At 72.5% G+C, this 15721-nt stretch carries 14 protein-coding genes; 8 read left to right on the top strand and 6 right to left on the bottom strand.

From position 1 onward, the window contains the following. Window positions 1-101: 101 nt before the first annotated feature. The 4 genes from ACIBKX_RS30035 (at window position 102) to ACIBKX_RS30050 (ending at window position 5773) form a co-directional block, all read left to right on the top strand. On the top strand, window positions 102-1655 hold the full coding sequence (locus tag ACIBKX_RS30035) for a 3' terminal RNA ribose 2'-O-methyltransferase Hen1 (RefSeq protein WP_363275086.1): 1554 nt from the start codon (window positions 102-104) through the stop codon (window positions 1653-1655). Beyond that, the gene (locus ACIBKX_RS30040; protein WP_363275087.1) at window positions 1652-4243 is read left to right on the top strand and encodes a polynucleotide kinase-phosphatase; all 2592 of its coding nucleotides are present in this window, start codon (window positions 1652-1654) and stop codon (window positions 4241-4243) included. The genes ACIBKX_RS30035 and ACIBKX_RS30040 overlap by 4 nt, the downstream gene beginning before the upstream one ends. 135 nt (window positions 4244-4378) lie before the next feature. Further along, a complete protein-coding gene (locus ACIBKX_RS30045; protein ID WP_363275088.1) occupies window positions 4379-5302 on the top strand; it encodes an LLM class F420-dependent oxidoreductase in 924 nt (307 codons plus the stop codon). 273 nt (window positions 5303-5575) lie between these two features. Continuing rightward, on the top strand, window positions 5576-5773 hold the full coding sequence (locus tag ACIBKX_RS30050; protein WP_363275089.1) for a hypothetical protein: 198 nt from the start codon (window positions 5576-5578) through the stop codon (window positions 5771-5773). A gap of 26 nt (window positions 5774-5799) precedes the next feature. Here the strand turns inward: ACIBKX_RS30050 and ACIBKX_RS30055 are convergent, their stop codons facing one another. From ACIBKX_RS30055 to ACIBKX_RS30080, 6 genes are all read right to left on the bottom strand, one after another. Then, window positions 5800-6282: a DUF6099 family protein gene (locus ACIBKX_RS30055; RefSeq protein ID WP_363275143.1), complete on the bottom strand. Its 483-nt coding sequence runs from the start codon at window positions 6280-6282 to the stop codon at window positions 5800-5802. Between the two features lie 163 nt (window positions 6283-6445). Further along, window positions 6446-6790, bottom strand: a complete 345-nt coding sequence (locus ACIBKX_RS30060) for a nucleotide pyrophosphohydrolase (protein WP_363275090.1) — start codon at window positions 6788-6790, stop codon at window positions 6446-6448. Beyond that, entirely contained in the window at window positions 6787-7953 is a 1167-nt protein-coding gene (locus ACIBKX_RS30065) for an ATP-binding protein (RefSeq protein WP_363275091.1), read from the bottom strand. Before ACIBKX_RS30065 ends, ACIBKX_RS30060 begins: the two co-directional genes overlap by 4 nt. A gap of 208 nt (window positions 7954-8161) precedes the next feature. Further along, on the bottom strand, window positions 8162-8542 hold the full coding sequence (locus tag ACIBKX_RS30070; protein ID WP_363275093.1) for a cell division protein SepF: 381 nt from the start codon (window positions 8540-8542) through the stop codon (window positions 8162-8164). A 167-nt stretch (window positions 8543-8709) separates the two neighbouring features. After that, a complete protein-coding gene (gene fes, locus ACIBKX_RS30075; RefSeq protein ID WP_363275095.1) occupies window positions 8710-10011 on the bottom strand; it encodes an enterochelin esterase in 1302 nt (433 codons plus the stop codon). Between the two features lie 79 nt (window positions 10012-10090). Beyond that, entirely contained in the window at window positions 10091-11272 is a 1182-nt protein-coding gene (locus tag ACIBKX_RS30080) for an epoxide hydrolase family protein (RefSeq protein WP_363275097.1), read from the bottom strand. A 209-nt stretch (window positions 11273-11481) separates the two neighbouring features. On the opposite strand from ACIBKX_RS30080, the gene ACIBKX_RS30085 reads away from it, so the two are divergent. The 4 genes from ACIBKX_RS30085 to ACIBKX_RS30100 all read left to right on the top strand — a co-directional run bounded on the left by ACIBKX_RS30085 (window position 11482) and on the right by ACIBKX_RS30100 (window position 15713). After that, window positions 11482-12270 (top strand): arylamine N-acetyltransferase, encoded by a 789-nt coding sequence (locus tag ACIBKX_RS30085; protein WP_363275098.1) that lies wholly within the window; start codon window positions 11482-11484, stop codon window positions 12268-12270. Between the two features lie 103 nt (window positions 12271-12373). Beyond that, window positions 12374-12772 carry a helix-turn-helix transcriptional regulator gene (locus ACIBKX_RS30090; protein ID WP_363275099.1) on the top strand — a complete coding sequence of 133 codons (399 nt, stop codon included), beginning with the start codon at window positions 12374-12376 and terminating at the stop codon, window positions 12770-12772. A 147-nt stretch (window positions 12773-12919) separates the two neighbouring features. After that, window positions 12920-13735, top strand: coding sequence for a molybdate ABC transporter substrate-binding protein (gene modA / locus ACIBKX_RS30095; protein ID WP_363275100.1), 816 nt, complete (start codon window positions 12920-12922; stop codon window positions 13733-13735). A 46-nt stretch (window positions 13736-13781) separates the two neighbouring features. Further along, window positions 13782-15713: an ABC transporter permease gene (locus tag ACIBKX_RS30100; RefSeq protein WP_363275102.1), complete on the top strand. Its 1932-nt coding sequence runs from the start codon at window positions 13782-13784 to the stop codon at window positions 15711-15713. Window positions 15714-15721 lie beyond the last annotated feature (8 nt).

Here is a 15721-nt window from a genome sequence, read left to right on the forward strand (position 1 = left end):
AATTCCCGAGTCGGTCTCCGATCTTCGCTGTACGTTGTAGAGGCGCGCCCGAAAGCTCGCTGCGTACTCGCAGCTCAGACCGCATCCCGAGGCCGATCCACATGTTCCTGATGATCAGTACCACCGGCAGCCCCGAACGCCCCGCGACCGACCTCGGGTATCTGCTGCACAAGCATCCCGACAACGCCCAGCGGTTCTCCACCGCGCACGGCACGGCGCATGTCTTCTACCCGGAGGCCACCGCCGAGCGCTGCACCGCGGCGCTGCTGCTCGAGGTGGATCCCGTGGCGCTCGTGCGCAAGGGGAAGGGCAAGGGGCGCGGCGGCGCGCCCGACTCGGCGCTCGCGCAGTATGTGAACGACCGGCCCTACGCCGCGTCCTCGCTGCTCTCCGTCGCGATGACCACCGTCTTCAAGGCCGCGCTGCGCGGGGTGTGCAACGCGCGTCCCGAGCGGGCCGCGGCGCCCATGCCGTTGCGGATCGAGGTGCCTGCGCTGCCCGCGCGCGGCGGCGCCGAGCTGGTGCACAAGCTGTTCGGGCCGCTCGGCTGGGACAGCGTGAGCGCCGAACCGGTCGCCCTGGACGAGCAGTTCCCGGAGTGGGGCGACTCCCGCTACGTACGGCTCGTCCTGGAGGGCGAGTTGCGGCTCTCCGAGGCGCTGCGGCAGCTGTATGTGCTGCTGCCGGTGCTCGACGACGCCAAGCACTACTGGGTCGCGCCCGACGAGGTCGACAAGCTGCTCCGGGCGGGCGAGGGCTGGCTGGCCGAGCACCCCGAGCAGAAGCTGATCACCAGCCGCTATCTGGCACGCCGCTGGGGGCTGACCCGGCAGGCGGCTCAGGCCCTGGAACTCGTACGCCTCGCGGAGGCCGACGACAGCGAGATCGAGGAGATCGACAACGCGGTCGACGAGACGACCGACACCGAGGAGAAGCCGGTGCCGCTCGCCGTGCTGCGCCGGACGGCGATCGTCGAGGCGCTGCGCGCCGCCGGGGCGAGCCGGGTGCTCGATCTCGGCTGCGGGCAGGGGCAGTTGGTGCACGAACTGCTGAAGGACGTGCGGTTCACGGAGATCGTCGGCGTCGACGTCTCCGCGCGCGCCCTCGACGTCGCCGCACGCCGGCTGCGCCTTGACCGGATGGGCGAGCGCCAGGCGGGCCGGGTCCGGCTGACGCAGGGCTCGCTCGCCTACACCGACAAGCGGCTCAAGGGGTACGACGCCGCCGTGCTGAGCGAGGTCATCGAGCACCTCGACCTGCCGCGGCTGCCCGCCCTGGAGTACGCCGTGTTCGGCTCGGCCAGGCCCAAGGCCGTGCTCGTGACCACGCCGAACGTCGAGTACAACGTCCGCTGGGAGTCGCTCCCCGCCGGTCATGTGCGCCACGGCGACCACCGCTTCGAGTGGACCCGCGAGGAGTTCCGCACCTGGGCGGCCGCGGTCGCCGAACGGCACGGGTACGACGTGGAGTTCGCCCCCGTCGGACTCGACGACCCCGAGGTGGGTCCGCCCACGCAGATGGCCGTCTTCACGCTGACGGCCGACGAGACGACGAAGACGACGAAGACAGAGTCAGAGACAGAGACAGAAATAGAAATAGAAATAGACACGGACATGAACACGAACACGGACGCGAAGGAGGCGAAGGCCGCATGACCAGCACCGAGACCAGCACGAGTGCCGCCGCCACGCGCACTCTCCCCGTGACCGACCTCTCCCTCGTCGTCCTCGTCGGCGCCACCGGATCCGGCAAGTCCACCTTCGCGCGCAAGCACTTCAAGGCGACCGAGGTGGTCTCCTCTGACTTCTGCCGCGGGCTCGTCGCCGACGACGAGAACGACCAGAGCGCGAGCCGTGACGCCTTCGACGTCCTGCACTACATCGCGGGCAAGCGCCTTGCCGCGGGCCGTCTCACCGTCGTCGACGCGACCAACGTCCAGTCCGAGAGCCGCAAGCAGCTCGTCCAGCTGGCCCGGCAGTACGACGTGCTGCCCATCGCGATCGTCCTCGACCTGCCCGAGGACGTCTGCGCCGAGCGCAACTCCGCGCGCCCCGACCGGGCCGGCATGCCCCGCCATGTGATCTCGCGCCACCGCCGCGAACTGCGCCGCTCGCTGCGCGGCCTGGAGCGCGAGGGCTTCCGCAAGGTGCATGTGCTGCGCGGTGTGGCGGAGGTGGAGAGCGCCGAAGTCGTCCTGGAGAAGCGCTATAACGACCTCACCCACCTCACGGGCCCCTTCGACATCATCGGCGACATCCACGGCTGCCGCTCCGAGCTGGAGACCCTGCTCACCAAGCTCGGTTACGTCGACGGGGCGCACCCCGAGGGCCGGACCGCCGTCTTCGTCGGCGACCTCGTGGACCGCGGGCCCGACAGCCCCGGCGTACTGCGCCGGGTGATGGCGATGGTCGCTTCGGGCAACGCGCTGTGCGTGCCCGGCAACCACGAGAACAAGCTCGGCCGCTACCTCAAGGGCCGCAACGTCCAGCACACGCACGGACTCGCCGAGACCATCGAGCAGTTGGAGCGGGAGGACGCCAGGGACCCGGAGTTCCGCGAGCGGGTGCGGGAGTTCATCGACGGCCTCGTCAGCCACTACGTCCTGGACGGCGGCAAGCTCGTCGTCTGCCACGCAGGGCTGCCCGAGAAGTACCACGGCCGCACGTCGGGCCGGGTCCGCTCGCACGCCCTGTACGGCGACACCACCGGCGAGACCGACGAGTTCGGCCTGCCCGTGCGCTATCCGTGGGCCGAGGAGTACCGGGGCCGCGCGACGGTCGTGTACGGCCACACGCCCGTGCCGAGCACCAGCTGGATCAACAACACGATCTGCCTGGACACCGGCGCGGTCTTCGGCGGGAAGATGACCGCGCTGCGCTGGCCGGAGCGGGAACTCGTCGACGTACCGGCCGAGCAGGTCTGGTACGAGCCTGCCCGGCCGCTGACCACCGAGGCACCCGGCGGCCACGAGGGCCGTCCGCTCGACCTCGCCGACGTGCAGGGCCGCCGCACGGTGGAAACCCGGCACTCCGGCCGCGTCGCCGTGCGCGAGGAGAACGCGGCGGCGGCCCTGGAGGTCATGAGCCGCTTCGCGGTGGACCCCCGGCTGCTCGCCCACCTGCCGCCGACGATGGCCCCGACCGGCACGTCCCGCGTCGACGCCCGCGGCGGAGCCGCTGATGAACACTTCCTGGAGCACCCGGCGGAGGCCTTCGCGCAGTACCGGACGGACGGTGTCGCGAAGGTCGTGTGCGAGGAGAAGCACATGGGTTCGCGCGCGGTGGCGCTGGTCTGCCGCGACGCCGACGTGGCCCGCGATCGCTTCGGCGTCGACGGCCCGACCGGCGCCCTGCACACCCGCACCGGCCGCCCCTTCTTCGACGACGAGTCGGTCACCGAGGAGATCCTCGGACGGCTGCGCTCGGCCGTCACCGAGGCAGGGCTCTGGGCCGAACTCGACACCGACTGGCTGCTGGTCGACGCCGAGCTGATGCCCTGGTCCCTCAAGGCCTCCGGCTTGCTCCGCAAGCAGTACGCCGCCGTGGGCGCCGCGTCCCGCGCCGTCTTCCCCGGTGCCATCGGCGCCCTGGAGGCGGCGGCAGCGCGCGGCATCGACGTCGGGGAGCTGCTCACCAGGCAGCGCGGCCGGGCCACCGACGCGGCCGCGTTCACCGAGGCCTACCGGCGCTACTGCTGGCCGACGGACGGCCTGGACGGTGTGCGTATGGCTCCGTTCCAGCTGCTTGCCGCCCGGGGCCGCTCCCTGGCGGGCGTCCCGCACGACGAGCAGCTGGCCTGGCTCGACCGGCTCGTCGAGCACGACCCGACCGGTCTGCTCCAGACCACCCGCAGGCTCGTCGTCGACACCGGCGACGAGTCGTCGGTCCGGTCCGGCGTCGACTGGTGGCTGGAGATGACGAGCCGCGGCGGCGAAGGCATGGTCGTCAAGCCGCTGGAGCCGCTGGTGCGCGACGGGAAGGGCCGGCTCGTCCAGCCCGGCATCAAGGTGCGCGGCCGGGAGTACCTGCGGATCATCTACGGTCCCGAGTACACCCGCCCGGACAACCTGGACCGGCTGCGGCAGCGCTTCCTGAACCACAAGCGCTCGCTCGCCCTGCGGGAGTACGCGCTCGGTCTGGAGGCCCTGGACCGGCTCGCCGACGGGGAGCCGCTCTGGCGCGTCCACGAGGCGGTCTTCGCCGTACTCGCCCTGGAGTCCGAGCCGGTCGACCCGAGGCTGTGAGACCTCGCCCGTGTTGCCGCCGCCGGCCGCGGCAGCACGGGCGGTGCGGGTCTCGGCGACACGGGCGGTACAGGCCTCGGCAACACGGACGGAGCGGGCCTGAAACCGGAACCGGCATCCGGGCAAGATGGCTGTATGGACCTTCGAATCTTCACCGAACCGCAGCAGGGCGCGACCTACGAGACGCTCCTGGGCGTCGCCAAGGCCACCGAAGACCTCGGCTACAGCGCCTTCTTCCGCTCCGACCACTATCTCGTCATGGGCTCCTCGGACGGTCTGCCCGGACCGACGGACGCCTGGATCACCCTCGCGGGGCTCGCCCGCGAGACCCGGCGGATCCGCCTCGGCACGCTGATGACGGCGGGCACCTTCCGGCTGCCCGGCGTCCTCGCGATCCAGGTCGCGCAGGTCGACCAGATGTCGGGCGGCCGCATCGAACTGGGCCTCGGCTCGGGGTGGTACGAGGCGGAGCACACCGCCTACGGAATCCCCTTCCCGAAGGAGAAGTTCGGCCGCCTGGAGGAGCAGCTCGCCATCGTGACGGGCCTGTGGGAGACCCCGGTGGGCAACCGCTTCACTTTTGACGGGACGTACTACCAACTCTCCGATTCCCCCGCCCTTCCCAAGCCCGCGCAGTCCAAGGTGCCCGTCCTCGTCGGCGGGCACGGCGCCAAGCGGACGCCCGCGCTCGCCGCGCGGTTCGCGAGTGAGTTCAACATCCCCTTTGCCTCTCTGGCCGATACCGAGCAGCAGTTCAAGCGGGTGCGCGCCGCCGCCGAGGAGCACGGCCGCAAGGCCGACGACCTCGTCTACTCCAACGCGCTGGTGGCCTGCGTCGGCAAGACGGACGCGGAGGTGAAGCGCCGCGCCGACGCCATCGGCCGTGACGTGGAGGAGCTGAAGGCGAACGGGCTCGCCGGATCTCCGGCGGAGGTCGTCGAGAAGATCTCCGCCTACGGGGCCGTCGGCTCCCAGCGCATGTACCTCCAGATGCTCGACCTGGCCGATCTGGACCACCTGGAGCTGATCTCCTCGCAGGTCATGCCGCAGCTGGGCTGAACACCCCCCGAACGGGCCCGGGCCGCACCGGCGCGGGCCCGCTCGAACGTCCGTCAACTCCACCGCTCCCCCCGGCACCCCGCCGCCCCGGCCGGGTGAATATCCGTCAACCCCCTGTCCGTCGGGCGCCCTCCCCAGTGACCAGCCGCCGCCGATGATCGTTGGCTCGGGCGGAGCCGGACCGCCCGGCACCCGCACCGGCGGCCGCTGCCGCCGCGACGCCTGCACCAACTGCCCTTCCGCACCGGGAGGGCGAGGGCCGAGGAGGCCGGCATGTCCCAGGAAGCCGTACCCGACCAGGGGGCCGCGCGCGAACCGTCCGTGCCCGAGCAACAGGGCGCACCGAAGGGTCTGCTGCAGCAGATGGAGGAGCTGATGGCCGCGCTGAACGCCGATCTGACGCAGCTCGACGCCGATCTTCAGCAGTCCGCCTCGGCCGGCGACGGCCGCGAGGACCCCCGCCCCTCCTGACGGGACCGCCGCTCCCCGGCCCCGGATCACGACGGCCCCGCCGCCGAGTCGGGCTCGGGCAGGCCCTGTTCGCGCAGCGCGAGTCTGCGCAGCATCTCAAGGACCCGGTCCCTGGACTCGTCGGCGGCGTCGATGGCTTCCATGCACTGCCAGTACACCCCCTCGTCGTCCGCGCCCATGGCCACGCCGACGAGGGCGATGCCCACCTCGCCGAGCAGCTCGTCGAGTCCGCCCAGCACCTCCTGGGCGTCGCCCACGTCCGTCAACCGCGCCGCCCGTAAGCCCTCGGGCCCGAGCGGCGGGGCGTCCAGGACCCCGCAGCCCCTGCCGCCGACCTCGCTCAGGCCGAGCGCCTCGCTCCTCAACTCCGGCGGCCCCGCGACCGCGAGCCGGCTGCCGATCGCCTGGGCCAGCGCCTGCGACTGCCACACCTCCGCCACGATGTCCGGCGGTTCCTGGCTCAGCGCCAGGGCGTGCCTGCTCGCCTCGATGAGCCGCATCGCCTCCATGCGCACCCCCATCCATCCCGCGCGCACTCGCCGCACGTTCGCCCGAACTCCCCTGTCCACTACCTAGAGTGAGAGTCATCCGGACGAAAAGCCAGAGCAACCCGGAAATCTGTGGACAAGTTATCGACTGTGGACAACTTGTCCACTCCGGAGAGTGACGGATCTACGAACTCTTCGGGCCGGGCGTCTTCGGCGGAAACCGCAGCTCATTCCGGTCGATCTTCGCGTCCAGAGCCGCCAGCGCGTCGACGCCCAACACCTCGCAGAACTGGAGGAGATAGGCGAGCACGTCCGCGACCTCGTCCGTCACGCGGTGCGCCGCGTCCGGGTCGTCCATCACCCGCGCCGACTCCTCCGGCGTCAACCACTGGAAGATCTCGACCAGTTCGGACGCCTCCACGCTGAGCGCGGCGGCAAGGTTCTTGGGCGTGTGGTACGGCTGCCAGTGCCGCGCCGCCGCGAACTGGGCCAGCCTGCGCTGGAGTCCCGCTACATCAAGTTCTGTCACGGCTCCAGGTCTACCACCGAGGCGCCACCCGCCCCGGCGGCCCAGGACGCGTCGCTCACCGCGGCGACGAGACGGATGTGCCCGCGTTCGCAGGTGTCCGCGGCGAGTTCGGCGAGGGCGCGCCGCTGCCGATCGTCGAGGCAGTGGTCGAAGCCGTCGGCCAGCACCGTCAGGGTCTGGTACGCCGACGGCACCTCGGCCACGGGGTCGACCTCGAACACGCCGGGCCCGGTGAGCAGCACCAGCGCGAGGGCCAGGAACCGCAGTTCGCCGTCCCCGAGCCGGCCGACCGGGGAGCGCAGGCCGCCGCCCCGGTCGATGAGCGCGTGCACCGAGCCGTCGTCGGCCACCTCCGAGAGGACGTCGGCTACCGGTCCGGCGCACCCGGCGCGCACCGCCTCCACCAGCCGCGCGTGCCGGTTGCCGCACTCCGCGCGCGTACGCAGCAGGACCTCGGCGAAGTTGTCGCAGCCGCCCGACAGGCGTCCCGCGCCGACGAGTCCGGGCGGTACGGGCGGCCGCATCAGCGGCGGCCGGGGAGCGCACGGGAACACCGAGCGCAGCGCGACCACCACCTGCTCGGCGGCGGCGAGCACCAGGCGCTGGCCGTCCGTCTTGCCCGCGACGCGCAGCGGCAGCAGGGCGGTGCCGAGCCGGTCGTCCGGGAGCGGGCCGCGGGTCACCGGCGAGAGCCCCGCCGTGTGCCAGGCCGCCTGCACCGCCCGCCGCCCCGGATCGCGCAGTGCCGTCTCCAGGAGCGTGAGCCCGCCCCGCGTCAGCCGCTCGCCCACGACGCGCAGTTCGGGCTCGGCCTGTACGGCGAAGTCGAGCCGCACCGCGCCGACCGGACCGTCGACCGTGCAGCCGATGCGGAATCCGCGCCGCCGCTGCCCGTCGGCCCGCGCCCGGTCGGGGACGCAGGCCACGGGGTCGGCGAACACCTCGGCGAGTTCGTCCCCCGAGGCGAGCCGCGCCAACGCCTCGTATGCGGCGAGGGCGGTGGACTTGCCGCTGCCGCTCGGCCCCGCCATGAAGGTCAGCGGGCCGAGCGGGAACACGGCGCCGCGGTGCGCGGCGAAGGCGGAGAGCCGCAGTTCGGTGACGCGGCTCCGGTCCGGTCCCGGCAGCGGTCCAGGGGCCGCCTCCGGGTGGTGCGCAGTCATGTCGGGACGGTAGGCGGCACCGACCCCGCCGAACCGTTCCGCCCTGGTGACCTTCCTACGAATGAGGGATTACCGCCGGAGCGCCCGCCGCGCCGCCCGGAAGCGGCTATGCGCGGGGCCTATGCCAGAGGCCCGGAGGGTCGAAAGGTCGCAGGTCCGGAGAGCCGGAGAGCCGGAGAGCCGGAGAGTCAAAGAATCAGAAGGTCCGTCAGGACTGCGCCGCCGCCACCAGCCCCTGAACCTCCGTACCGGGAGGTGCCAGCAGGAAGACGTTCTTGTCGACACGGTGCATCCCGCAGCCGAGGCCCATGACCACGCCGCTGCTGAAGTCCAGGACCCGCTTGGCCACTTCCGTCTCGGCGCCGGTCAGGTCGAGCAGCACCGGGATCTGCGCCATCACCGTCTCGGCGACCTCGCGGGCGTCCGCGAAGATGTTCACCCGCATCACGACGAAGCGCCGACGCGCCTCCGTCTCCGCGTCCGCGAGGGCCCGGTGACCGGGCCAGGACGGCCATTCGTTACGGCTGCGCAGCGGTACGACCTGGGCGAGCCCTTCCCACTGTTCGTCGGTGACGTCGTGGCTGTTCAACGCCCCACCCCGTCCTGGCTCGCCTTCGTTGTCTGCACCGGCCAATTCTTACGCGACCTCACCCGTTCGGCCCAACAGCGACACGGGCCGCCCAGTGTGACAGGGGTCCCGTGGCGGCGTCGAGGACGGCGCGCGCAGGACGGGGCGCGGCTCGCGGGACGGCGGTTTCAGGGACCGGTGCGGCCGAGCAGCCGGACCAGTCCGTCGGCCAGACAGCCGCGCCAACAGGCGTAGTCATGACCGCCGTTGTACGCGTCCCAGGTCACCGGGCAGCCCTGCGAGCGCAGCGTCTCGTACAGCTGACGGGTGTGGTCGACCAGTGGCCCCTCGTGCAGTCCGACGTCGATGTGGACGGCGGTCGCGGGCGGTTCGACGGGGTCGCGGCGTGAGATGGGACACGGGAGCGGCGAGGGCGACTGGGCCAGTACGTTCCCGAAGCGCTCCGGCCGCAGGAACCCCGCGTGCAGTGCGGCCAGTCCGCCGAGGCCCTGGCCCGCGACGGCGGTGCGTGCCGGATCGGTGGTCAGCGGCCAGCGGCCCGCCGCCCAGGGCAGGAGTTCGTCGGCGAGGAAGCCCACGTAACCATCCTTGGCCCCGAGTTCGCGTCGGCGCGTGGCGGGGTCGACCGCGTCCGGCGCGAGCACCGCGAGGGGCGGCAGGGCGCCGTCGGCGGCGAGGGCGTCCAGCGTGCCCTGGAGGCCGAGCCGCCCGAACCACATGTCGCCGTCGCACAGCACGAGGACCGGCAGCCGTCCCGCGGGCACGCCCGGCGGCAGATACACCCACACGTCCCGTTCGGCCCCGAGGACCCCGGTGGGCAGTCGGTGCCGCTCGACCCGCCCCCGCGCCACCCCGTCACGCGGCTCGGCCCACGGCTGTGCGGGGGCCTGCGGCAGCGCGAAGACGGAGGTGTCGCGGGCGAGCCAACGACCGGGTGTCCGGCGGGAGTTGAGCGGGTCGGGCGCGGCGTGCGCGGACAGCGAGCGCAGCCGCTCCTGGAGCAGGGCGGCGGAGGCGGGCGGTTCGCCGGGCGAGATGTCGGCGGCCATGCGGTAGGAGCCGCGGTGGTCGGCGCGCAGCCGGTAGCCGACGTACCAGATGTCGGTGCCGGGCAGCGGGGTGAGCCGGGAGGCGGCGAGGTCGGCGCGGTCCACGAGTCCGTCGGCGAGCAGCAGCACCTGCCGGGTGACCCGGTGACCGCGCCACAGGAACGTCACCGCGCGGTGCTCGGGGTCGCCGTCGATCGCTTCGACGAGGGGTGTCCCACGACGCCCGGCCTCGGCCCAGAACTCTTCGAGCACGGCGGCCCGTTCAGCGGTGAGGCCTTCGGGCCCGGCACCCTCGGCGGTGGCCGGCAGCCCGGCCAGCCGGGCGGCGACGCGTTCGACGCAGGGCGTGGGGCCCGCGAGCCGGCGGGGAGCGGCGTCAGCGGCAGCCGGGCCCCCGCCCACCTCGACACCCGCACTCATGTACACACGAAGAGGACCCGCATCGTTCCCCGCCTTCCTGGCCCACCGCACCACAACATCAACTTAGCTAAGCCTAACCTTACCTCAAGCCTCGGAAGAACGTCCGCAGCTCGGCCGCGACCTGCTCCGGCTCCTCGTGGGCCATGAAGTGGCCGCCGCGCCTCGGGGTGCTCCAGTGGCGCAGATCGGCGAAGGTGCGCTCGGCGAGGCTCCTCGGGTAGCCGGAGTACGCCGGTTCATGGCTGAGGGTGATCGCGGCGGGGACGGTGATCGGCGGCACCGGCTTGTTCAGGCGGTAGTCGTAGTACTGCCGGAAGGACGTGCCGATGCTGCCGGTCGCCCAGTACAGGGTGGCGACCGTGAGCAGGGCGTCCTTGTCCCAGCGGGCCTCCAGGTCGCCGCCGCAGTCGCTCCAGTCGCGGTACTTGTCGGCGATCCAGGCGACGAGCCCGGCCGGGGAATCCATCAGGGCCGCCGCGACCGTGTCGGGCCGGGTCCACATGATCTCGCTGTAGCCCTGGTCGGTCAGGTCGTACGCGTCGAGGGCGTCCAGGTACGCCTGCTCGTCGGGGGTCGGCGGCAGCTCGTCGAACTGGGCGGTGACCACGGCCGATGTGATGTGCACCCCGGCCACCTCGTCCGGATACCGGGCGCCGAGCCACTGCGTCACACCGCCGCCGATGTCCCCGCCGAACGCGCCGAAGCGTTCGTACCCCAGGGTACGGGTCATCAACTCGTGCCAGATCTCGGCCACTCCCCTGCGCGTGAAGGGCTCGCGCGGCAACTCGGAGAAGAGGAAGCCGGGCAGCGAGGGGATCACCACGTCGAAGGCGTCGGCGGGGTCACCGCCGTACGCGGCCGGGTCGGCGAGCCGCTCGGCGGCCCGCAGCATCTCCACGAAACTGCTCGGCCAGCCATGGCTCATGACCAGCGGCAGCGGCGCGGGCGCGCCCGCGGGACGGCGGCCGCGCAGATGGACGAAGTGCACGCGCCGTCCGGCGACTTCGGCGACGTACTGGGGAAAGGCGTTGAGCGCGGACTCGGCCGCCCGCCAGTCGAATGCGTCCGCCCAGTAAGCGACGAGTTCCCGCAGATAGCCGGGGTCGGTGCCGGCCGCCCAGTAGGCGGAGTCGGACGGGACGGTGAAGAGGGTGCGCTTCAGACGGGTCCGCAGGTCGTGCAGGACATCGTCGGAGACGGAGACGCGGAAGGGCGTCGGCTCGGCGGGCATGGTTCCTTCATGGCCGGAGGCAGTGGTCATGGTTCCTTCGTGGCCGGGAGAGCCGGCCGGGAGAGATGACGGTGAAGTGCCCACCGGACCGGCAACTCGGCGACCGGCCAGGGCAGTCGACCAAAGCAGTCGGCCAAGGCCGTAGCCCAAAGCAGTCGGGCCACGGCAGTCGACCAAGGCAGTCCGCCGAGCCGGTCGACAGGCCCGCCCATCATGCGCGACCCGGCAGACTGAGTCGCATGGATTTTGCTCAGACGGACGCCTATCTGCGGCGCATCGACGCCGAACGCCCCGCCGCGCCCACCACCCAGGCGCTGCGCGCCCTGCACCTCGCGCATCTGCGGGCCGTGCCCTTCGAGAACCTCTCCATCCATCTCGGCGAGGACATCGAGCTCACCGACGAGGCGCTGGTCGCGAAGGTCGTGGAGCGGCGGCGCGGCGGTTTCTGTTACGAACTCAACGGGGCCTTCGCCGCGTTGCTCGGCGCGCTCGGCTTCGAGGTGACGTTGTTGCAGGCCAGGGTGTACGACCCCGAGGGGCGGCCCGGCATCCCCTACGACCATCTGGCGCTGCGGGTGCGCACGTCCGACGGCGGCGACCTGCTCGCCGACGTCGGCTTCGGCACCCACAGCCACTTCCCGCTGGAGTTCGGCGGGCGCGGCGACCAGCCCGACCCCGGCGGCACCTTCCGCGTCGAGGAGACCGCCGAGGGCGACCTGGACGTCCTGCGGGACGGCAAGCCGCAGTACGTGCTCGACCGGCGGCCCCGCGCGCTGGCCGACTTCGCCTCCGGCGCCTGGTGGCACCGCACCTCGCCCCGCTCCCACTTCACCAGGTCGCTGGTCTGCTCGATGCTGACCGGCACCGGCCGGATCACCCTCAGCGGGCGCACCCTCACCACCACGGCGGCCGGTGAACGCCGCACGGAGGAGCTGGCGACGGACGCCGACGTGCTCGCCGCGTACGCGACGCACTTCGGGATCACCCTTGAGCGGGTGCCGGAGGTGAAGGCGGCCGAGGCGGGGTGAGTGCGGCAGCCGTTCGGGGATTCCTCCAAGGACATCGCATCTGCGATGGAGAATGACCTAAGTATGTTGTAAATGCCAGGTGAGACTGCATATCGTGGCGCGTATGCAGTCCTACACCATCGGGCAGGCGGCCCGTCTGCTCGGCGTCAGCCCCGACACCGCACGTCGCTGGGCCGACGCCGGACGGATCGCGACCCATCGCGAGGAGAGCGGCCGTCGGCTCATCGACGGCCGCGATCTGGCCGCCTTCTCGGTGGCGGTCGCGCAGGGACAGGGCGGCGACGAGGCCGAGGTCACCTACACCTCGGCCCGCAACGCCTTCCCCGGCATCGTCACGGCGATCAAGCTCGGCGACGTGGCGGCCCAGGTCGAGATCCAGGCAGGCCCGCACCGCCTGGTCTCGCTCCTCACCAGGGAGGCCGTGGAAGAGCTCGGCCTGGAGGTCGGCATGGAGGCGACCGCCCGCGTGAAGTCGACCAACGTGCACATCGACCGCACCTGATCAGCGCTCCCCGGGGACAGGAACACCCGCAGCCCCCGGAGCCACCCCGCGGCGTCGCCCCTCGTCGAAACCTCGAACATCCGGCGCGGCTCACCACCATCCGCTCGGACGGCACCGCCGGCCGCGTCCCGCAAGGAGTTCCCCGTCATGTCCCGCAGCCTCACCCCCGCCAAGCGCCGCACCGCCGCCGCCGTGCTGACCGCCGCCCTGCTCGTCCCGCTCGCGACCGCCTGCGGCGGCAGCGACGACAAGTCCGACGGCGGCAAGAAGGCGGGCGCAGCGAAGGGCGCCGCCCCGAAGGCGGATCTGACCGTCCTCGCGGCCTCCTCCCTCACCGATGTGTTCGAGACCGCGGGCGCCGCGTACGAGGAGCGGAATCCGGGCACGAAGGTGACCTTCTCCTTCGCCGGATCCCAGGAGCTGGCCGCGCAGGTCGAGCAGGGCGCCCCGGCCGACGCGCTGGTCACCGCCGACACCAAGACCATGGACGGGCTCTTGGCCGACACCGGGAAGCCGTCCGTCATCGCCAAGAACCGCCTGGTCATCGCGGTCGGCGAGGGCAATCCGAAGAAGGTCGCCGCGCTGAAGGACCTCTCGGACAGCGACCTGAAGGTCGTCCTCGCCGCGTCCGAGGTGCCGGTCGGCCGCTACAGCAAGCAGATCCTGGACAAGCAGGACGTCGACGTGAAGCCGGTCTCCGAGGAGCCCAACGTCCGTGCCGTGCTGAGCAAGGTCGAGCTGGGCGAGGCCGACGCCGGTCTCGTCTACAAGACCGACGCCGCCACGTCCACCAAGAAGGTCGACGCGGTCAAGATCCCCGACGCGCAGAACGCGATCGCCGAGTACCCGGCCGCCACGCTCAAGACCTCGCAGCACTCCGAGGCCGCCGCGGCCTTCGTGAAGTGGCTCTCGACGCCGGAAGCACAGAAGATCCTCCGGGACGCGGGCTTCGAGAAGCCGTAGCCCCGAGGAAGTACCAGGGACCACCAGGCACCACGAGGGACCACCGATGAAACGCCTCAGCGGCCGCACCGTCGGCCCCCGCACCCCCCTCGCCCTCGCCCTCCCCGCGCTGCTCGCGGTGGCGTTCCTGATGCTGCCGCTGATCGGGATCCTCACCCGTACGGAGTGGGGGAACCTCGGCACGCATCTGGGCAGCGAGGGGACCGCTCAGGCGCTGCGGCTCTCGCTCGTCGTCTCGTTCTGGGCGCTCGGGCTCTCGCTGCTGCTCGGGGTGCCGCTTGCCTGGCTGCTCGCCCGCGTCGACTTCCCCGGCAAGGCGGTCGTCCGGTCCCTGGTGCTGCTGCCGATGGTGCTTCCGCCCACCGTCGGGGGTGTCGCGCTGCTGCTCGCGTTCGGGCGGCGCGGGCTGCTAGGGCCATGGCTGGAGGACACGTTCGGGATCACGCTGCCGTTCCACACCTCCGGCGCGGTGGTCGCCGCGACGTTCGTGGCCATGCCGTTCCTCGTGATCAGCCTGGAGGGCGCGCTGGGCGGCCTCCGTCCCCGGTACGAGGAGACCGCCGCGTCCCTGGGAGCCTCTCCCGTACGGGTGTTCCGTACGGTCACGCTGCCGATGGTCGCCCCCGGCCTCATCGCCGGGGCGGCCCTGACCTGGGCGCGGGCGCTCGGCGAGTTCGGCGCCACGATCACCTTCGCGGGGAACCTGCCCGGCACCACACAGACCCTGCCGCTCCAGGTGTATCTGCTGCTCCAGGAGTCCCCCGAGGCGGCGACATCCGTGTCGCTGCTGCTGCTCGCCATCGCCATGGCGGTGCTCATCGCGCTGCGCGGCCGGTGGACGGGGCTGCCCGCGGCCCGCTCCCGCGCCCCGAAGCAGGTGCCGGACGAGGTTCCGGGGACGTACCCGGCGGTCGAGGCGGCACCCGGGGCCGAACCCTCGGAGCGCTGGTCCCTGCACGCCGAGGTCACCGGCTTCGACCGGCTGGCCCTGGACGCCGAGCCGGGCACCACCATCGCCGTGGTGGGCCCCAACGGCGCGGGCAAGACCACCCTGCTGCGTGCGCTCCTCGGCCTCACCCCGCGCGCCCACGCCGAGCTGCGCCTCGGCGGCACCGACGTCACCGGGCTGCCCCCGCACCGCAGGCACGTCGCCTGGGTCCCGCAGGACGGCGCGCTGTTCCCGCATCTCAACGCCCTCGCCAACACGGCGTACGGGCTGCGCGCCCGCGGTGTGCCGCGCGCCGAGGCCCGGCGCGCCGCCCAGGAGTGGCTCGACCGGCTCGGCGTCGGCCATCTCGCCCACCGCCGCCCCGCACAGGTCTCCGGCGGTCAGGCCCAACGCATCGCGCTGGCACGGGCGTTGGCGGCGCGCCCCCGGCTGCTGCTGCTCGACGAGCCGCTCGCCGCGCTCGACCAGACGACGCGGGCCCGTGTGCGCCACACGCTGCGTACGCATCTGGAGACCTTCGGCGGCGTCTGTCTGATCGTCACGCACGACCCCGTCGAGGCGGTGTCCCTCGCCGACCGGGTGCTCGTGCTCGACGAGGGCCGTGCCGTCCAGGACGCGCCGCCCGCCGAGGTCACCCGGCATCCCCGCTCCACCTGGGTGGCCCGGATGCTGGGCCGCAACGCCTGGCCGGGCACGGCGACCGCGGACGGCCTCGCGCTGCCCGGCGGCGGCACCCTCGTCGTCGCCGATCCGGTCCCGCCCGGCGCCGAGGCCCTGGCGATCATCGCCCCGGAGGCGGTCTCCGTGCACCGGGCCCGGCCCACCGGCAGCCCCCGCAACGTCTGGCCGGGCACCGTCAGGGAGATCACCGCGAGCGGCAGCAGGCTGCGGCTCCTGATCACCTCGCCCGAGGCGCCCGACCTCGTCGCCGAGATCACCCCGCAGGCGGCGGCCGAACTCGGCCTGACCGACGGCACGTCGGTGTGGACCAGCGTGAAGGCGACGGAGGCCACGGTCGTGACACTGTGAGCCCGCGG

This window comes from Streptomyces sp. NPDC050658 (genome assembly GCF_044457025.1).
Lineage (GTDB): Bacteria > Actinomycetota > Actinomycetes > Streptomycetales > Streptomycetaceae > Streptomyces.